This window comes from Aristophania sp. ESL1142, assembly GCF_058107345.1.
On the sequence record NZ_JBYLUH010000001.1, the window covers coordinates 1,035,001 to 1,058,553 of the forward strand.

Sequence of the window (23,553 nt, forward strand, 5' to 3'; positions counted from 1 at the left end):
GGCTAGGGGGGCCCAAAGCCTTACCAAACCTAACCAAACTCCGAATACCGAAGGAGTAGAGCGCAGCAGACAGACAGTGGGTGCTAAGGTCCATTGTCGAGAGGGAAACAGCCCAGACCACCAGCTAAGGCCCCTAAATCGTGGCTAAGTGGGAAAGGATGTGGGGATTCCAAAACAACCAGGAGGTTGGCTTAGAAGCAGCCATCCTTTAAAGAAAGCGTAATAGCTCACTGGTCTAATAGAAACCCTGCGCCGAAAATGTAACGGGGCTCAAGCCACGTGCCGAAGCTGTGGGTGTATGAATTATCATACGCGGTAGCGGAGCGTTCTGTAAGCCTGCGAAGGAGACGGGGTGACCCTCTCTGGAGGTATCAGAAGCGAGAATGCTGACATAAGTAGCGACAAACAGTGCGAGAAACACTGTCGCCGAAAGTCCAAGGGTTCCTGCGCAAGGTTAATCCCCGCAGGGTGAGCCGGCCCCTAAGGCGAGGGCGAAAGCCGTAGTCGATGGGAACTGGGTAAATATTCCCAGGCCTGCCAGAAGTGACGAATGAGAAATGTTGTATGCTCTTAACGGATTGAGCATGCTTTTGGACCATTCCAGGAAATAGCTCTGGCGAATAGACCGTACCCGAAACCGACACAGGTGGACTGGTAGAGTATACCAAGGCGCTTGAGAGAACGATGCTGAAGGAACTAGGCAAATTGCTCGTGTAACTTCGGGATAAACGAGACCTATATGTGGGCAACCATGTATGGGTGGCACAGACCAGGGGGTAGCGACTGTTTAGTAAAAACACAGGGCTCTGCGAAATCGAAAGATGACGTATAGGGCCTGACGCCTGCCCGGTGCCGGAAGGTTAAGAGGAGATGTGAGAGCATTGAATTGAAGCCCCGGTAAACGGCGGCCGTAACTATAACGGTCCTAAGGTAGCGAAATTCCTTGTCGGGTAAGTTCCGACCTGCACGAATGGCGTAACGACTTCCCCGCTGTCTCCAGCATCGGCTCAGCGAAATTGAACTCCCCGTGAAGATGCGGGGTACCCGCGGTCAGACGGAAAGACCCTATGAACCTTTACTGCAGCTTTGCAGTGGCATCAGGAAAATTCTGTGTAGGATAGGTGGGAGGCATTGAAGCAGTGGCGCCAGTCACTGTGGAGCCGTCCTTGAAATACCACCCTGACTTTTTCTGATGTCTAACCGCGGCCCATAAGCTGGGTCCGGGACCCTGCATGGCAGGCAGTTTGACTGGGGCGGTCGCCTCCTAAAGGATAACGGAGGCGCGCGATGGTGGGCTCAGGTCGGTCGGAAACCGACTGTCGAGTGCAATGGCATAAGCCCGCCTGACTGCGAGAGTGACAGCTCGAGCAGAGACGAAAGTCGGCCATAGTGATCCGGTGGTTCCACGTGGACGGGCCATCGCTCAACGGATAAAAGGTACTCTAGGGATAACAGGCTGATCTCCCCCAAGAGTCCACATCGACGGGGAGGTTTGGCACCTCGATGTCGGCTCATCACATCCTGGGGCTGGAGCAGGTCCCAAGGGTTCGGCTGTTCGCCGATTAAAGTGGTACGTGAGCTGGGTTTAGAACGTCGTGAGACAGTTCGGTCCCTATCTGCCGTGGGTGTAAGAGACTTGAGAGGATTTGTCCCTAGTACGAGAGGACCGGGATGAACGAACCTCTGGTGCACCGGTTGTCACGCCAGTGGCATAGCCGGGTAGCTAAGTTCGGAATGGATAACCGCTGAAAGCATCTAAGCGGGAAACCAGCCTCAAAACTAGGTCTCATAGAGCCGTTCAAGACCAGGACGTTGATAGGTCAGGTGTGTAAGTGAGGTAACTCACTTAGCTAACTGATACTAATCGCTCATATCTCTCACACATCAACACATGCACAGTCATCTCCTACTCACAAAATAACTAAAAAGAAATACTTCTCAATAAGCACTAACCCCCTCACTCTTTACCTTAAGGGTGAGCGGGAAGACCTGGTGGCTATGGCAGGGGGATTAAACCCGATCCCATCCCGAACTCGGCCGTAAAACACCCTAGCGCCTATGATACTGCACCTTAAGGTGCGGAAAAGTCGGTCGCCGCCAGGTCCCCTCGCTCACCCTCATATATACCCCACCAATGCGGGGTGGAGCAGCCCGGTAGCTCGTCAGGCTCATAACCTGAAGGCCGCAGGTTCAAATCCTGCCCCCGCTTCCAAATACATACTCCCATACACTAAAAATAATACCCAAAGATGCTTAGCCTCATCTCACTATGAGGGCAGCACATTCAATCAATATGCCTCATTGGTGATATAAGAGCCCCATAAAAAGCTAAAAAGCAGGATACACTCTTTCTAGAAAAATACAGTTCTGCTTGTTACAAGAGCCCCTGTTAAAGGGATTGGAACCCATATCCAGCATCAAGGATCAATGCTGCTCCCTCTCATTACCAATATAATATGACGGTCCGCGCTTATTTGGAGGAAAAACGACTAATCAGGGAACAGTGATAGGTCCTGGAGTGCTTGTTCCACTGTGCCAGACTTCAACTATCTTGTTTAAACTTCCAAAATCGCTGACAGGATTGCCTCTCACTACTAGAAGATCAGCCTTCTTGCCGGGAGACAGGACGCCTCTATCCTGTAAGTTTAACAGATGAGCCGCATTCTCTGTCGCTATATGAATTGCCGCAAGTGCAGGGAGGCCCGCCTCTTTGTAAAGTGCAAGTTCCCGTTGCTCCGCAACTCCAGGAACCCTGCTCGGAAATGCACCACTATCCGTGCCAAAGCCAATTCGTACGTGCGCTTGATAAAGACAGTAAGTTCGCGTTCTTTATTGCTCCTTCCTCCCTATCAGAGAGCTTAAAGAGAATATTGCCAAAAAAGAGCAGAAAAATAGAGCGATCATAATGGTATTTTCAGGAAAATGATTTTCTGAGGCAGTAGACTAGTTGTAATTTATGCGCGTAGTGAATGGATTAAGAAAAATCAGCTGGGCTGACGCTTTGCCTTTGAGGTTGCGATGGGAAGATTGATTAAAATAGCTTATGTCTCTGAAGAATCATAACAGAAAAAAGCCTATCAATGATATTGTGGTAAAAATGTTGGTTTTTTAGTCATCAATTGTTTTGGATTACCAATTCTGGTCATAGAATGCCATGGATCAGGGTGTGATCTTTCGCTAGATTTTAATAGCCGAATGGCTGTAAAATTCTTTGTATTAAAGAAAGCCGATGTAGTTTTGCTCAAAATAATTGAAAATCTGCCTTGTTCATAAATTCTCTCAGTCGTGCCGAAAATATTAGTCGTCGCGTAAGAGAGACGTAGACGAGGCGAGGGGGCTTTCATTTTTATTTGTTAAAACGTGTCAGCCCTTCAAAGACCCGCAAATAACCCTGTTGACAGATAACGCTCTGCAAAAGAAGGGGCGATGGTGACAATGGTTTTTCCTTTATAGGAAGGCTTTTTGGCCAGCTTGATGGCGACGTACAGTGCAGCACCTGAGGAAATGCCAATAGGAATTCCTTCTGTTCTGGCACAGAGGCGGGCAATTTCAATGGCGTCCTGCTCTGATGCCGTCATGACTTTGTCAATAAGGGACAGGTTGAGTGTATCTGGTTTGAAACCTGGTCCAAGACCCTGAATTCCGTGGGGACCTGGGTCATCACCATTAATGATCGCACTTTCTTGTGGTTCCACGCCAATGACTTGAAGGTCTTTCTTGCGTTCTTTAAGGCCTTCAGCAATGCCAGAGGCTGTACCGCCTGTACCTAATCCTGCAACGACAACATCAACCCTGCCCTGTGTATCAACCCAGATTTCTTCGGCTGTGGTTCTGGCATGAATGGTAGGATTAGAGGCATTTACGAACTGGCTTGGCATCCAATAATGTGGGGAAGTAGCAACGATTTCTTCAGCACGATTAATGGCGCCCGTCATCCCGAGGGAAGCGGGAGTTAGTTCGAGCTGGGCACCCAGCAGTCCCAGCATTTTACGACGCTCCAGAGACGCACTTTCAGGCATGGTGACGATCAGTTTATAGCCAAGTGTCGCAGCCGCAAATGCAAGAGAAATACCTGTGTTTCCGGAAGTTGGCTCAACAAGAACAGATTTGCCAGGTGTAATAAGGCCTTTTGATTCTGCATCGCAGATCATGGCCAATCCAATCCTGTCCTTGACTGAACCAAGAGGATTAAAGAATTCCAGCTTCAGGAGAATAGGGGCAGATAACCCTTCTTGCTGACTCAAACGATGTAAAGCGACTAGCGGTGTGCCACCTACTGTTTCGAGTATAGACCCATAAACGCGCCCGCGAGGAGGTAAGGCCAGGTTCTGAGGACAAGAAGAGGATAATTGTTCTGACATAAAAGAAAGTTTATCAGAAAATTAGAGAGTTTGCACGTGGTGAAAAGTTACTCTCTTTATTTTACGCTATGATATCGGGTAAATAGGGCTGAGAGATTTTATAACTATATAAAGAAGGGTGTCATGTACCTCAGAAAAGATCGTATTCTGACCGCCTTGGCTATTATGTTGGATGTTGCTTTTTATGCGGGACGCTCAGGTGTCGTAAGTGGGAATGATATTGCGAAACGAAATGGTTTGATGCGGCGTGGCATTGAGCCGATTTTGCAGGCCTTATCACGAGCACAGCTTCTAGACAGTGTTAGAGGGCCAAAAGGTGGTTATAGACTGGCCAAATCTCCTCGTATCATTACGCTTAAAGAGATTGCTAAAGTTGTTGGTACACAAGAAGATCTTTCAGAATCTGCGAAAAGTGATCTGCTTGAGACGGTCCTTTTCCCTTATTGGCACCAGTTAAATACGGAAATTGAAGAAAAGTTAGGCGGAGATACATTAGGAGACTTCCTTTTGCAGGCAGAGAAATCTGGTTTATCACGCCCGAGTCAGGCCCCCTTGAGTTTTTCGATCTAGCATAATAAACGAAGCTATCAGGGTATTTGGAATAATAACTAAAAATTTTAGTTAATTATCCCCAAAGGGTTATGCAAAGCTTTCAAGTTATGAAATTTACGCCGTCTTACTTGCCTCTTGCTTTCCGATTGGACTCGCTTTCTGTCCTGATTGTGGGAGGAGGGGCTGTCGCTTCTCATAAATTACGTCTTTTGCAGGGGCGGTGTAGCCGGATTCACGTCTGGACCAAACGGGCTCATCCTGAAATTCTCAAAGCGGCTGTAGATAATGTCATTACGCTTCAACTGGGTGAGGTTACTGGAGAGACATTGGAAAAGAGTCTTCCACAATATGGACTGGTTTTTGCTGCCACGAATAATGAAGTATTGAATGCGCATATATCAAGAGTTGCACATGAACATAATATACCGGTTTGCGTCGTTGATAATGTAGCTTTATCAAGTTTTATTACACCTGCATTTGTCATGCGTGACCCTGTTCAGGTAGCTATTACAACGGGGGGGACCTCGCCTGTAATGGCGCGCCGTCTGCGGCAAATGATTGAACAGATTCTTCCGACCCGCTTAGGTCATGCTGCCAAATTTATGGCCTCGAAAAGGGAATGGCTCAGAAGCCAGTTGCCAGATAATGTGCAAAGACGGCGTGTCCTGGAAGGCTTTCTGGATAGTCCTGCGTTTGAAGCTGCGTTGGATGGGGATGAGCCTGCGGCGCAAACCGGATTAGAGGCACTGGTTTCTGGAGACCGGAATGAAGGGGAAGTCTGGCTGGTTGGAGCAGGCCCAGGACATGCTGACCTTCTGACGTTGGCAGCATTACGCCTTATGAGCAATGCGGATTGCGTACTTTATGATAATTTGGTTTCGGAAGATGTACTGGACCGTGTCCGCCGTGATGCAGAACGTATTTATGTAGGTAAAGAACGCTCTCATCATACAGTTCCGCAAGAAGAAATTCATGCCGAAATGGTTCGTCGGGCAAAGCTGGGAGAGCGTGTATTACGCCTGAAAGGCGGAGATCCCTTCATTTTCGGTCGAGGTGGAGAGGAAATGGAAGCTCTCTTGAGAGAAGGGATCTCTGTGCGGGTTGTTCCTGGTATTACAGCAGCAAATGGATGTGGCGCTTCAGCTGGTATCCCTCTTACACATCGTGACTGTGCACAGAGCTGCATTTTCGTAACTGGTCATGCGCGTAAAGATGGTAGTCTTGATTTGAATTGGTCCAGCCTTGCACGGAAAGGGCAGACGGTTGTGATTTATATGGGGCTGACACCGCTTGAGAGATTATGTGAACAGCTTATGGCTCATGGCTTGCCCGCAGAATGGCCTGTTGCTGTGATTGAGAAAGGCACTACTCCTGATGAGCGTGTCGTAACGGGTAGTTTGCAGACGATTACAGCCAAAGTACAGCAGGAAGGATTGTGTAGTCCTGCTCTTGTTATTGTTGGGGAAGTAGTAGCACATCGTGGTAAAACATGTTCTATTACTTCGGTCTTTTCGTAGGAAAGGAGACGGCGTTATGAAGAACCAGTCGCGTCTTGAGCCGGGAGAAGCTCTCCTTATTACAGCTAATCGTTTATTGGATGGTCGCATTGTTTGGCTTGACCGCTCCGGTAAATGGCGTGAGGATATCAGGCAAGCGGCTCAACTTACGGCCGAAGATGCTGAAACATTTCTTGATAAGGCAACCAGCCAAGCACAGAAAGAGGGTGTGGTTGGAATCTATGATATCCCGGTTGAAGCCGGTCCTGTCCCACAACCACAGAGTATGAGGGAGCATGTCAGGGCATTTGGCCCTACAATTAATCCCTCTTTTGCCTATCCTAGCGCGTCAATGCTTATACCATCACCGGAGCCTTTGTCATGACTGTATCTGTCGGCCATTATAATTACGAGGAAAAGGACCGCGCGTTTCTTGAAGAACGTATTGTCGAATTTGAAGGCCAGATTAAACGGCGTCTCGAAGGTAGTCTGACAGAAGATGAATTCAAACCTTTGCGTTTGATGAATGGTATTTATCTTCAGCTTCATGCTTATATGTTTCGTATTGCCATTCCTTATGGTGTGCTTGACAGCCGGCAGCTTCATAAACTTGCCGATCTATCCGAGCGTTTTGACAGAGGATACGGTCATTTTACGACGAGACAGAACATCCAGTTTAACTGGATCGCACTGGAAGATGCTCCTGCCATGTTGCGTGAACTGGCTTCAGTCGATATGCACGCAATCCAGACAAGCGGGAACTGTATTCGTAATGTCACATCTGATGAATATGCAGGTGCGGCCTATGATGAGTTAATGGATCCTCGCGTTCATGCTGAAATCCTTCGTCAATGGTCAACGCTTCATCCTGAATTTTCATTTTTGCCTCGTAAATTCAAAATTGCTATTTCAGGTAGCCCTGAAGACCGCGTGGCGGCCCGTTTCCATGACATTGGAATTCTGGCTCGTCCCAGCGAAAAAGGACCGGTATTCAGGATTTTTGTCGGTGGTGGTTTAGGACGCATTCCTGTTGTTGGGCAGGAACTTTTTGATAGCGTTCCTGAGGCTGAACTACTGGCTACATTGGAAGCAATCCTGCGTGTTTATAACGCTTATGGGCGGCGCGATAGCCTCTATAAATCACGTATAAAAATTCTGGTACAGACAATAGGCATTGACGCTTACCGTGATGCTGTAAGGACAGAACTCTCGCGGATGGACCTGAACCATTACCGTCTTTCTCCCGAGAGAGTGGCTGCCATCAGGACCCGTTTTGCCTCTCCAGAATTTGTTGAAGTACCAGAGGGTGAAGCGATTTTAAAGAGACATATGGCGGAAAATTCTGCCTTTGCTCAATGGGTCAAGAGCAATACACATAAGCACCGTCAGGAAGGCTATATTATTGCAACAGTGTCACTTAAAGCACCGGGAGAAATCCCAGGGGATGTAACAGCAGCGCAAATGCACGGTCTGGCAGCTCTGGCTGAGCGTCATTCCTTTGGAGAGATACGCATCACTCATCTCCAAAATGTCGTGCTGGGTCATGTACGTAAAGATGAGCTTCTAGCAGTCTGGGAGGGGCTGAAAGCTCTTGGGCTGGCAACACCAAATCTTGGGCTTGTAGGTGATATGGTGTGCTGTCCTGGGCTAGATTATTGCTCATTGGCGAATGCCCGGTCTATTCCAATTGCACGCAAGATCGGAGCACGTTTTGGCGATGCAGCTCTGCAGGCGGAAATCGGCGCCCTGAATATCAATATTTCAGGCTGTATCAATGCGTGTGGGCATCATCATGCCGGGAATATTGGTCTGCTCGGTGTTGATAAACGTGGAGAGGAATTTTACCAGATTCTTCTGGGAGGAACATTTGGAGAAAATGCTAGGATCGGCACTATTCTTGGGGCGGCACTTGCAGAAGATGAAACAGTTGATGCTGTCGCCCGTATCATTGAATATTATCTTTCAAAACGCCTTGAAGGTGAAACATTCCTTCAGACTTTGCAGAGAATAGGGCGTGAGCCTTTTAAGGAGGTCGCTTATGCAGCTGCTTGATTTAGGCACACATAAGGCCTGTTACATTGAGAAAATACTTACTTTGGCAGAGCTAGAAGAAGGTCAGAAAGCAGAAGCTGTTCTTCTCAAGCCGGAGGAAGAAGCTGAAAAACTTCAGCCTTTTATAGCATCCTTGCGGCTGGTTTTGCTCCAATTTCCGGCTTTCAAGGATGGTCGAGCTTTCACGCAGGCGCGGTCTTTGAGGGAATATCTTCACTTTGAAGGAGAAATTCGCGTTGAAGGGCAAATTTTGCCTGACCAGGCTGATTTTCTGAAGCGATGTGGCGTTGATAGTGTCGTCTTGCAGGAAGGGGATGATCCTTCTGTGTGGCTGAATAGACTGAAAAGTTTTTCCTTTAATTATCAGACTATTCTGGAAGGGAGTTGAGACGCACGTCACGCTAATATTGTGCCTTGTTATGAGGCACAGTTATAATCCCTGAAGATTTTCACGGCAGTAATGAGGCGGGATTGGATGTCTGTTATTTCCCCGAAACTGATATCATCTTCTGGGCGCAGACCTGCTGTCTTTCTCGACCGGGATGGCGTGCTGAATCGTGATACGGGTTATCCTCATCGTCCTGAAGAGCTTATTCTGGTTACGGGAGCGGCAGAGGCTCTCGCCTTTCTGAAATCCTGTGGTTTTCTTCTGATTGTTGTGTCCAATCAGTCTGGTGTAGCGAGGGGGCTTTTTTCTGAACAGGATGTTCGGGATTTCAATGCCTTGCTCCAGGCTCGTCTGGCACAAAAAGGGGGAGCTGTAGATGATTTTTATTACTGCCCTTATCATCCTGAGGCAGTTATTGAGCGCTATCGTTCTGAGCATTCAGATCGAAAACCGAATCCAGGTATGATCTTAAAGGCGATCAGAGAACACGCCATTGATCCTGAGCATTCATTTTTGATAGGCGACAAAGAGACGGATATAGAGGCAGCTAAGGCCGCCTCTATAAAAGGCTATTTATTTCATATGGATAATCTGGATATATTTGTGAGATCACTGATGAAGATGCGGAAGGAGCAGTGTCTGTAAATCATGATTGAAACAATGACTTTTGGCCGTATCGTCGTTATTGGTGACCTCCTGCTTGACTGCTACGTAAAGGGGCGTGTTGAGCGTATCTCACCTGAAGCTCCCGTACCGGTTTTATTATATTCAGAGCGTCATTCAACGCCAGGTGGGGCAGCTAATGTTGCACTGAATGCTGCTTCACTCGGGTGTGAAGTTGCTTTGGTGGGTTTGGTAGGGATGGACGGGCAGGCAGAAATATTACGTAAAAGTCTTTCACAGAATTCATTGATTGATCTCTCGGGGCTTGTGAGTGATTCGGGCTGGGCTACAATTACCAAGACACGCGTTATGAGCGGACAACAGCAGATTGTCCGTATCGATGAAGAAGATGTCAGGCCGCTTTCCGAGCAAACCAGACAGAAACTGATTGAGGCAACGGTTAAGGCGCTTGAAAAAGCCGATGTTCTGGTCTGTTCGGATTATGCAAAAGGTGTTTTGTCTGACGAGCTTATAAAAGCTGTTTTTGCAGAGGCCCATAAACGCTCCATCCCTGTTATTGTGGATCCTAAACGTAAGGATTTTTCAGCTTATTACGGGGCATCACTAATTACGCCAAACCGGCAGGAGATGCAGAGTGCGACCAATATGGTGCTTAAAACAGGTGAGGATATAGAACAGGCAGCACGTATTGTGATCGGCCAATGTGGTGGTGATGTTCTGGTCACTTTATCTGAAGAGGGAATGATGCTCGTTAAACGTGACGGGCAGGTGTTTCATGCTGCTGCACGTCGCTCTGAGGTTTATGATGTATCGGGAGCTGGTGACACGGTTGTGGCAACGTTGGCTGCCATAGTTTCAGCTGGTGAGACAATTGAGAGCGCAATCGAATATGCAACGATTGCAGCCTCCATCGTTGTAGGGAAACTGGGAACAGCGACTGTCACACGTGCTGAACTAAGTACGGTTTTACATCAGGAACAGCGTGACGAAGGGCGGCCTGTTACCCTCAGTGAGGCCAGTGAGATTGTTGCACAATGGCGTTCAGTGGGGAAGAAGGTTGTTTTTGCTAATGGCTGTTTTGACCTGCTCCATCCTGGACATATTGCCCTGATCCAGCAGGCTGCGGCGCAGGGTGACAGATTAATCATGGCCCTTAATAGTGATGATTCCGTCAGACGTCTTAAAGGACCAAAACGGCCTTTTCAGGACCAGAATGCGAGAGCATTTGTGATAGGCGCTCTGAAAGGCGTTGATATGGTCGTGATTTTTGATGAGGATACCCCTTTAAAGACGATTGAAGTTTTGAAGCCGGACATTATCGTCAAAGGCTCTGATTACACGGAAGATCAGGTCATAGGGGGGGATTTTGTCAAGTCTTATGGGGGTAGGGTTGTGCTCGTTGACTTGATTGCTGGGCGTTCAACGACCTCGATAGCGCACAAGATACTGGATGTGCAGTCCTGAATGACAGAATAAGGATTATAAAGTGCCTTCTCCTCTGATTCAGAATGAAGTTGCCCTGAAATGGCGGACCCATCTGATAGGTCACGTCCTGCCTTTCTGGAATCAGAAAGGATTTGACACATGTCGGGGCCTCTATCATGAAAGGCTGGATTGGCAGGGAAAAGGAGTAGCTGTGCCTGAGTTGCGCCTGATGGTGCAGGCCCGCCAGATTGCAACTTATTGCCGCGCGCATCTTGATGGTTTGTACGAAGAGGGTGCGGAGCAGGCTCTTGCTACGCTGGAACGGGTGGAGCGTCTTTATTATCAGAGTGATGAGGCGCCGGGGTGGGTATTCGCGCTCGCTCCTGATGACCGGCCCTCTCATAAGCCGAGAGATCTTTATGCCCATGCATTTATACTTTTTGCTTATGGCTGGGCTTATCATCTAACTAAAAGGCAGCATTATGCGCACATTGCGCGTGAAACTGTCGAGAGTATAGACAGAATTTTTGCGCTGGAAGGTGGTGGTTATGCGACCTCTGTTCCTCTTAAAGGGAATCAGCGCTCGCAAAATCCACATATGCACCTTCTGGAAGCCTATCTCGTACTCTATGAAGTAACGGGCGAGGAGTTCTACCTGACTCATGCTGATGAAATTGTACAATTAGCCTGTAATTACTTTATTGAGCCACGTTCAGGTGTGTTATATGAATTTATGGATAAAGAGTGGCACCCTCAAAATAAATGGGGTCAGAACCGGATAGAACCCGGGCATTTATTTGAATGGTCCTGGTTATTGAGTGAATATCACCGTCTGTCTGAGCTATCTGTGGCCCGAAATGAAGAAATTCAGAAAATTGGTGACCGTCTCTTTGATGCCGGCCTGTCCATGGGGTGTGATGGTAGGACAGGTCTTGCATTTGATGCGATGACAGAGGACGGCTCAATTCTGGAGCGCTCTACCCGGATCTGGCCTCAAACGGAATTCATCAGGCGTCAGGCTCAATTAATTTCTGATGAAACTGACGGGCAAAAAGAACGTTTCTGTACATTAAATCTCTATTTTCTTGATCATTATATGCCCCTATCTCTCAAGGGGGGATGGATAGATCAGCGTGATGAAAATCAGAAAGCGAGCGTTGATTATATGCCCGCCAGCTCCCTTTATCATATTTACGGAGCAGGCAGGGACATGGTTTTCTTCTCCCAAAAAAAGCAAAAGATCTTGAGCGCAATATGATCATGATGAAGACCCGGACTTTACGAAGTGGGCTTTGATCATTTGTTACAAATATTTTCTGTTAAGGAAGATGCAGGACACCAGGTTGTGGGGAATGGGTTTGCGGCGTTCCTGAGGGATATGCTCCCGATGACGAGGGATTCATATCGGGGTTCTGTAATGTCGTGCCAGAGTCAGATGCTAGTGTTGAGGGCGTTGAGGCAGCTGGGTTGTCGAATTTTTCATTGACATCATCAAGGCTTTGACTTTTGACAGCTGCATTTAACGGTGCTCCAGTTGCATCGGTCAGCCAATCCCCCATATGTTTTCGGATCTGATATTCAAGTTCAACATTCATATCGTCCATCAAATGTTTGTTGAGCTCATAAAGATCATGCCTTCTGGAATTATTGCCCGATACATTATCTTGATGTGTTACATGCGCTGTTACTTCTGCGTGATGTCCGTTGGTGGAGTCGTCAAGTATAAGACGTGCTCCCATATTGCCGATTAATATGTTGTCAGACGTTTCGCTGATCTGTGCTTCAGTGATGATGAATGTCCCGATTCCGCTGCTGCCAGTAGCATTGAGGCGCTGATTGGCCATCAGGGTGAGTGACTGGTCTGGAGGGGAAGGACTTCTGGCAGCAAGACTATTTTCCCTGTGGGGGGCAGCATTGTCAGAAACATTTATCACTGCAACATTCAGGTTCATTTTGGGAAGGTAGCTGTAATCAGGGCGTGCAAAATTCTCGCGGGGTCGATCAGCACATCCTGCTAATAATGATAATAATCCTACACATGAAATAACTTTCAATGAGGAATTTTTCTTTAATAGAGACGAAGGAGAAAGTTCTTCGAACATTAAGGAACTCCTTTTAAGAGAGGGGTTATGTGGCTGATCTTCTGCCAGGGATAAAATTACTTTCTGGATCTGGATAAGGGACTGAAAGGAAAATAAGTGGCACTGTTAAAGGGAAACTCCATCGGTGGGAGAGACTCGCTGTTGATAATACCTCCAATATTGGAAATTTTTCCTTGATCAAGGTCATCAAGTGAAATCAGAGCCGTAGGGTCAGAAGTAAAATCAGAAAAGGATATAGGATGCGGGGCTTGAGCCTGCGACGATCCTGTAGCGGAAGGAGAAGTAGGGAGAGGTTGTGATTGCAGGGGAACGTCAAGTTGTAATTCTGTCAGCTCATTATTGTAATAAAGGAAGAAAAACATCAGCCACAAGGGAAGCAGGTCTGATGTCGGACAATCGCCGATGAGAAAGCAGCCTCTAGGATAGTAAAAGGTGACGGTGCAATTTTCCGGTCCCAAAGCACGGTTAGTGTCATATACGTGCCAGAATAGATAGAAAACAACATTCGCGTTTTTATCAAAGAACCGGGCGAAAGGCCCTCCCGTTGACTGTGCCTTGAGCTGCTCAGACACGACTATGTCCGAGAAGGGAGAAGGAATCTGTATGAGGGTATCCTGATCGAAAGAGGCCCTTAATGCTTCAGAAAGGGCTCGTTGGGAAAGCGCGACAATGTGATCGCCATCAAGCCTGATTCTGGCATTAATAACAGCTTCTGGGGCGAAAATCATGGTCTTGGAAAGTTTGACACTGCACCAGAGCATCATGATTTCAAAACAGGCTTGATAGGGTAATTGAGCCAGTGAAGTTCTGATCGCTTCTCCTTCCTGCGGGAGGGCAAGAGGTTTTGCACTTTGCATATTCATTTGCAGAGGCGCTAAGGCAGGCTCCAGATAAGCAATGAGCTTGCTTTGTTGCCCTTGTGATAGAGCAGCGGCGTGACTTGCCTGGTGGTTTCCTTTTTTATCAAGCCACCAGAAAGCATCTTTATCGCTTTCCAGCTCTTTGAGATGGATGAGATCAAGCTCCGGCGTCACATAATAATGATGCAGGGCTTTCCAGCCGGGATAAAGCTTTGTAACGGGCCTGTTATCAATTGTTATTGAAGAAAGTTCCACCGGGCGCACTGTTCAGTCACTGTCCTTTCAGGAAGTAAGAGATCGGCTATCGGCGGTAATATTATCACGGGGGAAGGTAAAATGAGTGTTGCAAAAATTGCAATCCATCATGATTACACCTTCTTGGGACATATGATCCAGGTCATCGTCACTGAAACGTTCAAGAAGGCGGGCCAGTCGCTCCCTATTGCAACGGCAGCCAAAACTTAATGGTTTAAAAGCACCTTCCCTGACACTAAGTGTGCCAAAAAGTCTTTTGACAAGTGTCGCACTATCGAGAGTGGGGTCAAAAATTTCTGTTTGTTTTAAGGAAGCAGCAAAAGTGCAGGCTGTTTCCCAGGCATCGTCAAAATTATCATGACTGACTAATTCCTGTAACTGTCCGCCTTCTCCTGCAATGCGTTCCAGTACTAATGCACCAGCATGCCATTCACCATCGCGTTGAGCAGCAAAAAGATTTATGGAGCAGGGATATTGCTCACTGGTAGTGAAATAATGTTCAGCCATTTCTGACAGGGTGGAACCTTGCAATGCAACAATCCCCTGATGACGTTCTGTATCTGGCCCTTGATCAACCGTAAATGCCAGATATCCCTTGCCGAACAAAGAGGCTGCATCACTTGGGAGGGGAGAGGAAACATCTTCATTTAACTGCACAGTAAAGCGCAGGGCACCGGTATTTGTGCAATCAGCCACCAGAAGCGAAACCGGGCCGTCTCCTTTGATCTGGAGAGAGAAAGAGCCTTCAAACTTCAGGGCTGTCGCCATGGCAGCAACGAGTGCTAGAGCCTCTCCGCCGAGTTTCAGGATTTCGGCTGGATAATCATGACGTGATATAAGGGCCTGGGCCAAAGGCCCCAGTCTGACCAAGCGGCCTCTGACTGGCGCATCGGCAAGATAGAAAGCTAAGACAGCATGGGGCACAGTAAGGTCCGGGACGCCCGCCGGGCGCGCTATATCAGGGCGAGTTTCTGTGTTCTGTACCGTCATATAACCTCTTCAGTCTGAATTCTATGTGATGCAGATAGGAGGGTTTGGTTCTTTCTTCAAGGGGTCTTCACCCCTTGTTCAGACACCATAATAGAAGCCCTTTCTGGCTATGAAGGCGGTTTTCAGCCTCATCAAACACAACGGAGTGTGGCCCCTCAAAAACTTCCTGACTAACTTCCTCGCCAATATGGGCAGGGAGGCAGTGCATAAAGAGGGCGTCCTTTGCAGCGTGATCCATAAGGGTCTTATTAACCTGGTAAGGTTTAAAGAGGCTGTGACGGCGTTCGGCATCAGTATCTCCCATACTGACCCACGTATCGGTGATAACAGCATCAGCACCTTCGACAGCCTCGATAGGATCTCTCAAGGTTTTGATCGTTGCGCCATGTTCGCGCGCCCATGTGACGGCACGCTCTGAAGGTTCAAACCCTTCAGGCGTTGCCAGACGAAGGGAGAAACCAAGCAGGGCCGAAGCTTCGATCAGTGAGGTTGCAACATTATTGCCGTCACCCACCCAGGCCAGGGTGCGTCCAGAAATCGGGCCACGATGCTCTTCAAAAGTTAGGACATCAGCCAAAATCTGAATTGGGTGTGAAATAGGGGTCAGGCCGTTAATGACAGGTACTGAGCTCCATTTGGCTAATTCTCTCAGCGCTGTATCGTGCCCTGTGCGTAAGACGATAATATCAAGAAAACGGGAAAGCACACGCGCTGTATCAGCAATTGTTTCGCCACGGCCAAGCTGCATATCGGTTGGGGAAAGAACGCTCACAGCGCCGCCAAGCTGGGTCATGCCTACTTCAAAGGAGACACGTGTGCGGGTGGAAGGTTGGGCCATAATCAGCCCGAGCGTGCGCCCAGCCAATGGTTTTTCAGGATGTAAAGGGTGACGTCGCCCCTCCTGGAGGGCTTTGACACGTGCCGCAATGTCGAGAATGCTTCTCAGCTCTTCAGTGCTGCAATCTTTAAGGTCAAGAAAATGTTTTGGCGTGTGGTGCTGCGATTTCATATCTGGTTTTCCTGATGGTGTGTCGGAGACTGCATCAGCTTTTTACAAGCGCCTCCAATGCGATTAACAGCTTCCTGACATTCTGCCCGGGAAACAATAAGGGGGGGGACGAGACGCAGAACATTATCTCCTGCCCCAACAGCCAGTAGCCCTTCTTTCATGACCGCTGCCAGAACATCGCCAACGGGAATTTTGCATTTAAGCCCGCGCATTAACCCTCGTCCCCGCACTTCAGAGAAAATATCAGGATAATCCTCAACAAGTTTTTCCAGCATCAAGCCAAAACTCTGACCTGTTTTGCGAACATGCTCAAGGAAACCTGGCTTCAATATTTCCTCTATAACAGCAAGGCCAGCAGCGCAGGCCAGTGGATTACCGCCATAGGTCGAGCCATGTGTTCCCGGTGTCAGATATTTAGCCAGTTTTTCACGCGCCAAAACAGCCCCAAGCGGGAAACCGCCTCCAATCCCTTTGGCAACAGAAATTACATCAGGTTCAATGCCGGCAATTTCATGAGCAAAAAGCGTGCCCGTACGCCCCATGCCGGTCTGTACTTCATCAATGCCAAGATACAGGCCATGTTCATCGCAGAGAGCTCTTAACCCCTGAAGGAATTCTGGTTTTGCAGGCTGGATTCCGCTTTCTCCCTGAATAGGTTCGAGGAGAATGCCGGCTGTCTCTGACGTGATGGCAGCCTTGACAGCATCGAGGTCATTAAACGGAACATGATCAAACCCTTCAACCCTGGGGCCGAATCCTTCCAGATAGGCAGGGTTTCCCGTTGCTGAAATCATGGCAAGAGTGCGCCCATGGAAGGCCCCGTTAAAGCAGAGGATATGCGTTCTTTCAGGGTGGCCGTTTTTGAACTGGGCACGACGGATGATTTTTACGAGGGCTTCATTGGCCTCGGCACCAGAATTACAAAAAAGCACAGAATCAGCAAAACTATTTTCTATAAGCCGTTCTGCAAGAGCTTCCGCCTGGGGAATGCGATAAAGATTGGAAACATGGATCAGCTTGCTTGCCTGCTCTGTGATCGCACTGATCAGTTTGGGATGGTCATGTCCCAGGGAAGAGACGGCAATGCCGGCTGCAAAATCAAGATATCGTCGCCCGTCATTCCCGAACAGCCACGCTCCTTCACCCTGGTTAAAGGAGAGGTCAAAACGTTTATAATTCGGCATGATCGCGGAAATCATAGGGATGGAACCTGCAATAGTGATAGTGTGAATGCCTGGAGGCACATATAATGACAAGCTGCAAAAAACGTCTTGGAGCATATAATCCAGCCTGTGGAATAGAGGCCAGGTTATTTGCGAAAGAAAGATGTAAATTGCATTACCGTAACTATAATACGAGACAAAGAATATTGGGAAGTGTCTGTAAATATCATCTTTCTGTATGTTCTGATAATTTTGCAGTGATCCTGTCGCAGATATGAGGGAAGTTTATGCCTGATCCCGTATTCGTTTCAGAGCCTCCCAGCAGGCAGAGCCTTTATGAGTTGGCCTTGGCGCACCTAGCCCGTTTTGCCACCACCCGACAGGGGTTGAAGCGCGTTCTGTCGCGTCGTGTGAAACGCTGGGTCATAAGTGCAGGGAACGCTGGTGCTGAGAGTGAAGAGCTCGTTGAAAAAGAACGGATGCTACAGGCTGAGATTGAAAATATCATGGACAGCATGACAGCCCTCAAGGCTATTGATGATGAAAATTTTGCCCGTTCACGCACGCGTAATCTGTTGCGTACGGGCCGGTCACGTCGTGCAGTGCAGGCTCATCTGCTGCAAAAAGGGGTTGAAACAGATCTGGCGGAAGAAACGATCAGGGAAACAATGGAAGATCTGTCAGAAGAAAGCGGAGAAGAAGCCGAGTTTATAGCAGCTCTCATTCTCGCGCGTAAAAGAGCATTAGGGGCTTTTGCCCGAGCGGACAAGGAGGCCAGAGAGCCTGAAAAAATCCTGGCTGTTTTTGCCCGCAATGGTTTCTCGCGTGAAATTGCACAAAGAGCACTGGCAATGGATAGAGACGAGGCCGAAGAGATGATCTATCATTTCCGGTCATTATGACAAGGTAGCGTGTATAAATCATTGATGAGGAAGGAGGAGGCAGGAATGAAAATACCAGGCGTAATAGCAAGTCTCTCTCTGTTAATCCTGGCTGGATGTGCAGGGGGAGGAAATCCAGGGAATCCTGTCCTTCATTCTTCGGGCATTACCTCTTATGGCAGTTCGCAGCAATGTGCTCCCTATGCGCGTTCCCAGACAGGGATCGCACTACGGGGAGATGCTGCAGGCTGGTGGTGGCAGGCCCGTGGGAAATACAGGCGCACACTCAGGCCACGTGCCGGGGCCATACTGGTTTTTAAAGCGACGCGACATATGCCCTATGGGCATGTTTCCATTGTTAGGAAAGTGAAGTCCTCTGATCGCATTATGGTTGAACATGCCAATTGGGTACCAGGTCAGGTTGAAATGAATGTCCCTGTTATCGATGTTTCTGCCCGCCATAACTGGAGCAGGGTAAGGGTCTGGTGGTCGCCAACCGAGAAATGGGGAGAAAGAATTTACCCAACCTATGGTTTTATCTTACCAGGGTAGTAGGATAGCAAGATAACGCTATTGTAAGTTGTTTTTGAGGCCAGGGATGGCCAAATAAAAACGGTCTTTTTATGGGAGTGTCTGTTTGATGGGCGGTTTTAGTATTTATCACTGGATTATTCTTGGTATTGTCGTCCTCGTGCTTTTTGGGGGTGGCGGCAAGATCAGCAGCCTTATGGGAGATTTTGCAAAGGGCATTAAATCTTTTAAAAAGACAATGGCTGAGGATGAGGCACCCGCTCAGGAGCTCAAGTCACCTCAGGCGCCAATTGCTCCGCCGCAGAATGTTTCAGCACAGACAAATACGTCACTCCGAAATGCTCCTTCTGCAAAAGATGCCAGCATGGCTGAAGAGACTTCTTCTCACACACCTAAATAGAGACGACAGGATGGTCGTTTGCTGGAATGAATGAGTTATGAAGTTTTATCAAGATTGGCATCATCTTCCTGACCTTCCGCAGAAAGCTGCTGTGGCTCTGGGAAATTTCGATGGTGTTCATAATGGGCATCTTTATCTTCTCGAACAGCTCCATCAGGTCTGTCCTGACCGCTCTCTGGGGGTCTTGACGTTTGACCCACACCCTCGTTCGCTCTTTCGTCCACAGGATCCTCCTTTCCGGCTTATGGGGGCTGAAGAGAGGAGGCAGATTCTTGCTGCGCACGGGGTCGATTTTATCGTGCAGGTACCGTTTGATGAAGCTTTTTCCCATATTACAGCACAGGAATTTGTCGATGACATCCTGGTTGGAGCCTTGAATGTGGGAGAAGTGGCATGTGGTGCGGACTTTGCTTTCGGCTATCGACGCCATGGAGATGTTGATTTTCTGAAAAAAGCACTGGGGGCCTATGGTGTCGGCCTGACGATTGTGCAGCAGCTTTCTGATCATAATGGGCCTATTTCCTCCAGCCGTATCAGGCGTCTTTTACAGGAAGGCTATCCCGAGCAGGCCGCCATGCTTCTGGGACGGAACTGGTCTGTAAGAGGGGTTGTGGAAAAAGGGAATCAGTTAGGAAGGCTTTTGGGGTTCCCGACTGCCAATATCGTTTTGCGTTCTGTGCTGGAACCTGCACGCGGTGTGTATGCCGTGCGGGTGCAGCATCCAGATGGACGTATATTGGATGGTGTTGCCAATGTTGGCCGACGCCCCACGATTAATGACGGGAATGATGAGAGCCGTCTTGAAGTCCATTTATTCGATTTTGATGAAGATCTTTACGGGAAAACGCTAGAAGTATTTTTTATTGCCCTGTTGAGGGAAGAAAAGCGTTTTAACGGGTTGGATGCCTTAAAGGCGCAGATAGCAAAGGATGCAGAAGAAGCGCGAAGGGTTCTGGCGCGTTCGCCTTGCGTGATTTCCTGAAGGAACCTTTTTTCAGGGCTTGACCATAGTGGGGAGTCTTCCCCATATGTCAGGGCATTTATTGTTCAAGAATTGGCGCGCTTATTCATGTCTCATCCTTCTGATAATGACGATTCCACCTTTCGCGAGCAGCAGGACCGCTATCGTGATACGGTTTTTCTTCCCAAGACTTCTTTTCCCATGCGTGGAAATCTCCCCAAACGCGAGCCCGAGATTTTAAAACAGTGGGAAGAGTCAGGGCTGGATGAGAAGATCAGGCAAAATGATGCTTCAAAGACGGCTATTTTTACCCTGCATGATGGCCCTCCTTATGCGAATGGCCATATTCATATAGGCCATGCTTTGAACAAGATCATGAAAGACGTGATTAACCGTGCTCATCGTATGGCTGGGTTCCAGGTACGTTATATGCCCGGTTGGGACTGTCATGGTCTGCCGATTGAGTGGAAGGTCGAAGAGCTTTATCGCAAAAAAGGGAAGGACAAGGATAGTGTTCCTGTTCTTCAGTTCCGTGCAGAATGTCGTGATTATGCTGCTCAGTGGGTTAAAGCTCAGCGTGATGATTTTAAACGGATTGGTGTTCAGGCGGAGTGGGATCATCGTTATGTAACGATGGATTATCATTCAGAGGCGCAAATTCTCGAAGAAATCGGTAAATTTTTGCTCAATGGAAGACTTTATCGTGGCTTGCGTCCCGTCATGTGGAGCCCGGTAGAAAAAACAGCGCTGGCAGAAGCTGAAATTGAATATCACGATGTCGTTTCACCAACAATTTACGTAGCCTTTCCGGTCGTTGAAGATAAGACACCCGGCCGTGTGCTGGATGGTGCTTCCGCTGTTATCTGGACGACAACCCCTTGGACCATTCCTGCAAACCGTGCAATGGCCTGTGGACCAGAGATTACTTATACCGTTCTGTATGTCACAGAGGTGAGTGAAGAAAGTAGGGTTCCTGTAGGGGCAAAGCTTATCATCGCTCAGGATCGCCTCGAAGCCTTTGCTGTTGAAGTGGGCATTACTTCATGGAATATGCTGCACCATCTTGCTGGTAGTGAGCTGGCCGGCAGTATTTTTGCTCATCCCTTGCGAGGGCAGGGCTACGATTTTGACGTCCCAATGTTGGCAGGTGATTTCGTTACGACTGATGCCGGCACGGGTATCGTGCATATGGCGCCTTCACATGGTCAGGATGACTTCCAGCTTTGCACTGCCCATGGGATGGAAGTGCCTGAACTTGTGCAGGATAATGGATGCTACGCTCCATGGGTGCCAGAACTGGCCGGCCTTCATGTGTTTAAGGCGGCCGATTCTGTCTGTGACCTGCTTGATGAGGCCCGTTTGCAAGGGGCGGAGGAAAACAGGGCCGTAGGTTTGATGGCTCGTGGCACCATTGAACATTCCTACCCTCATTCCTGGCGTTCCAAAAAACCGATTATTTTCCGTGCAACACCGCAATGGTTTATTGCAATGGAAGGTGAGCATGGACAGTTCCTGCGTCAGCAGGCGCTTGAGGCCCTCGATCATGTGACATTTGTCCCGGCACAATCCCGCCGCCGTCTGACGACAATGGTCGCACAACGTCCTGACTGGTGTATTTCCCGCCAGCGTTCATGGGGTGTGCCTATTGCGGTTTTTGTTGAAAAACGTACAGGCTCAGTACTACGTGATGCTGCTGTCATGGAGAGAATTGTTGCAGCGTTTAAAGAACGCGGTGCCGATGCCTGGTATGATACGGATCCATCTGTCTTTTTAGGGTCAGACCGTAATCCTGAGGATTATGAGCAGGTCTTTGATATTGTTGACGTTTGGTTTGAAAGTGGGTGCAGTCACCGCTTTGTGCTCCATCAGGAGGGGGTAAATTTCCCTGCCGACCTTTATCTCGAAGGATCAGACCAGCATCGTGGCTGGTTCCAGTCTTCCTTGCTGGAAAGTGTCGGTGCTGAAGGTGTCGCACCCTATAAAGCAGTTGTCACAAATGGTTTCGTGCTCGATGGGCAAGGGCGTAAAATGTCCAAATCCCTGGGCAATACGATTGTGCCTGATGATGTGACCAAAACCCTTGGGGCCGATGTGCTGCGCTTATGGGTGTTGAACTCCGATACGCACGAAGATTTACGGATCAGTCAGGAGATTCTCAAACAGCAAGGTGAGCTTTACCGTCGCCTGCGGAACACATTGCGCTGGCTGCTTGGTGCCGTTGACGGGTTTGAAGAGAGTGAAAAACTTTCTTATGAGGAGCTGCCTTCTCTTGAACGTTATATCCTCCACCGTCTCAGCGAGGTCTATCATTGCCTAAAAACGGCTATTGAAACGCATCAATGGACAGGAGTTTATCCGGCACTTCATGGTTTCTGCAACAATGACCTGTCTGCGTTCTATTTTGATATACGCAAAGACTCTCTTTATTGTGATGCTACCGACTCAAAAACACGTCGGGCCGTCAGGACGGTGCTTGATATTCTTCACCGCGCTTTGACGACATGGCTGGCGCCTGCGCTGGTTTTTACGGCAGAAGAGGCATGGCAGGCCCGTTTCGGGCAGCAGGAGAGTGTGCATGTGCAGTCTCTCTTTGTCCCTGAAGTTCAATGGTTGGACCCAACTCTTGGCCAGAAATGGGAAATTTTACGTGATACACGTGCTAAGGGGACATATGCTTTAGAGGCGTTACGTCAGACTGGAGAGATAGGCTCTTCTCTTGAAGCAAAGCTAGGTGTGACCTTATCTGATGAAGTCGCAGCAATTACAAAAGAGGAAGCAATTAATTGGGCAGAGCTATGTATAGCATCTCATGCCTATATGCTGCCTACTGATGGTGAGGTTGCTTTTAGAGCAAGTAAAGCTGAGGGTCAGAAATGCGCCCGTTGCTGGCGTATCCTGCCTGAAGTGGGGAGTGATAAGGTCCATCCAGCCCTTTGCCTGCGTTGTATTGAAGTTGTTGACGCCTGATGAGTGGGAATAGCCTTCCTGAGGGGAAGAAGAAAATTGCTGACGGCCTGATTAAAAAACTGGTCGGGCTGGTTGTTCTGTTTGTGGTATTGCTGGCCGATCAGGTCAGCAAATACTGGATCCTGTACGGGCTGAAACTACCTTCAAAAGGTAGTATTGCTTTAACATCCTGGCTGAATCTGACAATGGTCTGGAATCATGCAGTGACATTCGGCATGTTTGGCGGACATACCCGTTGGGTTTTTATTGTTATTTCATTGCTGGCAGTGACCGCATTACTTTTTGTTTTAATGAAAAGTCGCCGCTGGCTTGTGGTGGTCGCGTCTGGGGGTATTATTGGGGGCGCTATCGGGAACGTGATTGACCGCTTTAATTATGGAGCTGTTGTTGATTTCCTTCATTTTCATGTTGGAAACTGGTCCTGGTATGTTTTTAATATTGCTGATTCTGCAATTGTTTGCGGGGTTTTCCTGTGGGTTATTGACACATTCTTATCGGATAGAAAGAGTAGGGTTTCCTGATAAAGATGGGTGTTT

21 protein-coding genes, 1 tRNA gene and 2 rRNA genes (1 of these 24 only partly in view) are annotated in these 23,553 nt (G+C 48.4%); 17 read left to right on the forward strand and 7 right to left on the reverse strand.

The window, feature by feature from the left end; all coding sequences use genetic code 11:
• The 3 genes from AC3B6P_RS04845 to AC3B6P_RS04855 all read left to right on the forward strand — a co-directional run.
• Positions 1-1,885, forward strand: a 23S ribosomal RNA gene (locus AC3B6P_RS04845) (it extends 855 nt beyond the left edge of the window).
• A gap of 103 nt (positions 1,886-1,988) precedes the next feature.
• Positions 1,989-2,103 (forward strand): 5S ribosomal RNA (gene rrf / locus AC3B6P_RS04850).
• 32 nt (positions 2,104-2,135) lie between these two features.
• Positions 2,136-2,212 (forward strand) — tRNA-Met (locus tag AC3B6P_RS04855).
• Positions 2,213-2,493: 281 nt separating this feature from the next.
• Here AC3B6P_RS04855 and AC3B6P_RS04860 read toward each other — a convergent pair.
• Together AC3B6P_RS04860 and cysK are read right to left on the reverse strand one after the other, a co-directional pair.
• A complete protein-coding gene (locus AC3B6P_RS04860) occupies positions 2,494-2,790 on the reverse strand; it encodes an amidohydrolase family protein (RefSeq protein WP_489805547.1) in 297 nt (98 codons plus the stop codon).
• Positions 2,791-3,371: 581 nt separating this feature from the next.
• Complete coding sequence (gene cysK, locus AC3B6P_RS04865; protein WP_489804989.1) at positions 3,372-4,361, reverse strand: cysteine synthase A; 990 nt, start codon at positions 4,359-4,361, stop codon at positions 3,372-3,374.
• Between the two features lie 123 nt (positions 4,362-4,484).
• Here cysK and AC3B6P_RS04870 point away from each other — a divergent pair, with 123 nt between their 5' ends.
• The 8 genes from AC3B6P_RS04870 (at position 4,485) to AC3B6P_RS04905 (ending at position 12,156) form a co-directional block, all read left to right on the forward strand.
• Positions 4,485-4,931 (forward strand): RrF2 family transcriptional regulator, encoded by a 447-nt coding sequence (locus tag AC3B6P_RS04870; protein ID WP_489804990.1) that lies wholly within the window; start codon positions 4,485-4,487, stop codon positions 4,929-4,931.
• An 89-nt stretch (positions 4,932-5,020) separates the two neighbouring features.
• Complete coding sequence (gene cysG, locus AC3B6P_RS04875) at positions 5,021-6,430, forward strand: siroheme synthase CysG (protein WP_489804991.1); 1,410 nt, start codon at positions 5,021-5,023, stop codon at positions 6,428-6,430.
• Positions 6,431-6,446: 16 nt separating this feature from the next.
• Entirely contained in the window at positions 6,447-6,794 is a 348-nt protein-coding gene (locus AC3B6P_RS04880; protein ID WP_489804992.1) for a DUF2849 domain-containing protein, read from the forward strand.
• Positions 6,791-8,461: a nitrite/sulfite reductase gene (locus tag AC3B6P_RS04885; RefSeq protein WP_489804993.1), complete on the forward strand. Its 1,671-nt coding sequence runs from the start codon at positions 6,791-6,793 to the stop codon at positions 8,459-8,461. Before AC3B6P_RS04880 ends, AC3B6P_RS04885 begins: the two co-directional genes overlap by 4 nt.
• Positions 8,448-8,849: a DUF934 domain-containing protein gene (locus tag AC3B6P_RS04890; RefSeq protein WP_489804994.1), complete on the forward strand. Its 402-nt coding sequence runs from the start codon at positions 8,448-8,450 to the stop codon at positions 8,847-8,849. Before AC3B6P_RS04885 ends, AC3B6P_RS04890 begins: the two co-directional genes overlap by 14 nt.
• Before the next feature lie 87 nt (positions 8,850-8,936).
• Complete coding sequence (locus AC3B6P_RS04895) at positions 8,937-9,494, forward strand: D-glycero-alpha-D-manno-heptose-1,7-bisphosphate 7-phosphatase (protein WP_489804995.1); 558 nt, start codon at positions 8,937-8,939, stop codon at positions 9,492-9,494.
• A 3-nt stretch (positions 9,495-9,497) separates the two neighbouring features.
• The gene (gene rfaE1 / locus AC3B6P_RS04900; protein WP_489804996.1) at positions 9,498-10,937 is read left to right on the forward strand and encodes a D-glycero-beta-D-manno-heptose-7-phosphate kinase; all 1,440 of its coding nucleotides are present in this window, start codon (positions 9,498-9,500) and stop codon (positions 10,935-10,937) included.
• Positions 10,938-10,959: 22 nt separating this feature from the next.
• Positions 10,960-12,156, forward strand: coding sequence for an AGE family epimerase/isomerase (locus AC3B6P_RS04905; protein ID WP_489804997.1), 1,197 nt, complete (start codon positions 10,960-10,962; stop codon positions 12,154-12,156).
• A gap of 61 nt (positions 12,157-12,217) precedes the next feature.
• Here the strand turns inward: AC3B6P_RS04905 and AC3B6P_RS04910 are convergent, their stop codons facing one another.
• The 5 genes from AC3B6P_RS04910 to AC3B6P_RS04930 all read right to left on the reverse strand — a co-directional run bounded on the left by AC3B6P_RS04910 (position 12,218) and on the right by AC3B6P_RS04930 (position 17,313).
• Positions 12,218-13,000: a hypothetical protein gene (locus AC3B6P_RS04910; RefSeq protein ID WP_489804998.1), complete on the reverse strand. Its 783-nt coding sequence runs from the start codon at positions 12,998-13,000 to the stop codon at positions 12,218-12,220.
• A gap of 56 nt (positions 13,001-13,056) precedes the next feature.
• Positions 13,057-14,124 (reverse strand): hypothetical protein, encoded by a 1,068-nt coding sequence (locus AC3B6P_RS04915; RefSeq protein ID WP_489804999.1) that lies wholly within the window; start codon positions 14,122-14,124, stop codon positions 13,057-13,059.
• An 18-nt stretch (positions 14,125-14,142) separates the two neighbouring features.
• Positions 14,143-15,105: an Hsp33 family molecular chaperone HslO gene (gene hslO / locus AC3B6P_RS04920; protein WP_489805000.1), complete on the reverse strand. Its 963-nt coding sequence runs from the start codon at positions 15,103-15,105 to the stop codon at positions 14,143-14,145.
• Between the two features lie 67 nt (positions 15,106-15,172).
• Positions 15,173-16,114, reverse strand: a complete 942-nt coding sequence (argF, locus tag AC3B6P_RS04925) for an ornithine carbamoyltransferase (RefSeq protein ID WP_489805001.1) — start codon at positions 16,112-16,114, stop codon at positions 15,173-15,175.
• Positions 16,111-17,313, reverse strand: coding sequence for an aspartate aminotransferase family protein (locus tag AC3B6P_RS04930; protein ID WP_489805548.1), 1,203 nt, complete (start codon positions 17,311-17,313; stop codon positions 16,111-16,113). Before AC3B6P_RS04930 ends, argF begins: the two co-directional genes overlap by 4 nt.
• 251 nt (positions 17,314-17,564) lie before the next feature.
• On the opposite strand from AC3B6P_RS04930, the gene AC3B6P_RS04935 reads away from it, so the two are divergent.
• The 6 genes from AC3B6P_RS04935 to lspA all read left to right on the forward strand — a co-directional run bounded on the left by AC3B6P_RS04935 (position 17,565) and on the right by lspA (position 23,538).
• Positions 17,565-18,179 carry a regulatory protein RecX gene (locus AC3B6P_RS04935; RefSeq protein ID WP_489805002.1) on the forward strand — a complete coding sequence of 205 codons (615 nt, stop codon included), beginning with the start codon at positions 17,565-17,567 and terminating at the stop codon, positions 18,177-18,179.
• A 45-nt stretch (positions 18,180-18,224) separates the two neighbouring features.
• Positions 18,225-18,710 carry a CHAP domain-containing protein gene (locus AC3B6P_RS04940; RefSeq protein WP_489805003.1) on the forward strand — a complete coding sequence of 162 codons (486 nt, stop codon included), beginning with the start codon at positions 18,225-18,227 and terminating at the stop codon, positions 18,708-18,710.
• 88 nt (positions 18,711-18,798) lie between these two features.
• Complete coding sequence (locus tag AC3B6P_RS04945) at positions 18,799-19,089, forward strand: twin-arginine translocase TatA/TatE family subunit (protein ID WP_489805004.1); 291 nt, start codon at positions 18,799-18,801, stop codon at positions 19,087-19,089.
• A 37-nt stretch (positions 19,090-19,126) separates the two neighbouring features.
• Positions 19,127-20,071, forward strand: coding sequence for a bifunctional riboflavin kinase/FAD synthetase (locus AC3B6P_RS04950; RefSeq protein ID WP_489805005.1), 945 nt, complete (start codon positions 19,127-19,129; stop codon positions 20,069-20,071).
• A gap of 87 nt (positions 20,072-20,158) precedes the next feature.
• Complete coding sequence (gene ileS, locus AC3B6P_RS04955; RefSeq protein WP_489805006.1) at positions 20,159-23,017, forward strand: isoleucine--tRNA ligase; 2,859 nt, start codon at positions 20,159-20,161, stop codon at positions 23,015-23,017.
• The gene (gene lspA / locus AC3B6P_RS04960) at positions 23,017-23,538 is read left to right on the forward strand and encodes a signal peptidase II (protein ID WP_489805007.1); all 522 of its coding nucleotides are present in this window, start codon (positions 23,017-23,019) and stop codon (positions 23,536-23,538) included. Before ileS ends, lspA begins: the two co-directional genes overlap by 1 nt.
• Positions 23,539-23,553 lie beyond the last annotated feature (15 nt).

Coding starts and splice junctions, on each gene's coding strand:
- AC3B6P_RS04930 (WP_489805548.1), bottom strand. CDS start 17,313: ATGATTTCCGCGATCATGCCGAATTATAAACGTTTTGACCTCTCCTTT.
- hslO (WP_489805000.1), bottom strand. CDS start 15,105: ATGACGGTACAGAACACAGAAACTCGCCCTGATATAGCGCGCCCGGCG.
- AC3B6P_RS04935 (WP_489805002.1), top strand. CDS start 17,565: ATGCCTGATCCCGTATTCGTTTCAGAGCCTCCCAGCAGGCAGAGCCTT.
- AC3B6P_RS04940 (WP_489805003.1), top strand. CDS start 18,225: ATGAAAATACCAGGCGTAATAGCAAGTCTCTCTCTGTTAATCCTGGCT.
- cysG (WP_489804991.1), top strand. CDS start 5,021: ATGAAATTTACGCCGTCTTACTTGCCTCTTGCTTTCCGATTGGACTCG.
- lspA (WP_489805007.1), top strand. CDS start 23,017: ATGAGTGGGAATAGCCTTCCTGAGGGGAAGAAGAAAATTGCTGACGGC.
- cysK (WP_489804989.1), bottom strand. CDS start 4,361: ATGTCAGAACAATTATCCTCTTCTTGTCCTCAGAACCTGGCCTTACCT.
- ileS (WP_489805006.1), top strand. CDS start 20,159: ATGTCTCATCCTTCTGATAATGACGATTCCACCTTTCGCGAGCAGCAG.
- AC3B6P_RS04895 (WP_489804995.1), top strand. CDS start 8,937: ATGTCTGTTATTTCCCCGAAACTGATATCATCTTCTGGGCGCAGACCT.
- AC3B6P_RS04885 (WP_489804993.1), top strand. CDS start 6,791: ATGACTGTATCTGTCGGCCATTATAATTACGAGGAAAAGGACCGCGCG.
- AC3B6P_RS04890 (WP_489804994.1), top strand. CDS start 8,448: ATGCAGCTGCTTGATTTAGGCACACATAAGGCCTGTTACATTGAGAAA.
- AC3B6P_RS04945 (WP_489805004.1), top strand. CDS start 18,799: ATGGGCGGTTTTAGTATTTATCACTGGATTATTCTTGGTATTGTCGTC.
- argF (WP_489805001.1), bottom strand. CDS start 16,114: ATGAAATCGCAGCACCACACGCCAAAACATTTTCTTGACCTTAAAGAT.
- rfaE1 (WP_489804996.1), top strand. CDS start 9,498: ATGATTGAAACAATGACTTTTGGCCGTATCGTCGTTATTGGTGACCTC.
- AC3B6P_RS04950 (WP_489805005.1), top strand. CDS start 19,127: ATGAAGTTTTATCAAGATTGGCATCATCTTCCTGACCTTCCGCAGAAA.
- AC3B6P_RS04910 (WP_489804998.1), bottom strand. CDS start 13,000: ATGTTCGAAGAACTTTCTCCTTCGTCTCTATTAAAGAAAAATTCCTCA.
- AC3B6P_RS04870 (WP_489804990.1), top strand. CDS start 4,485: ATGTACCTCAGAAAAGATCGTATTCTGACCGCCTTGGCTATTATGTTG.
- AC3B6P_RS04880 (WP_489804992.1), top strand. CDS start 6,447: ATGAAGAACCAGTCGCGTCTTGAGCCGGGAGAAGCTCTCCTTATTACA.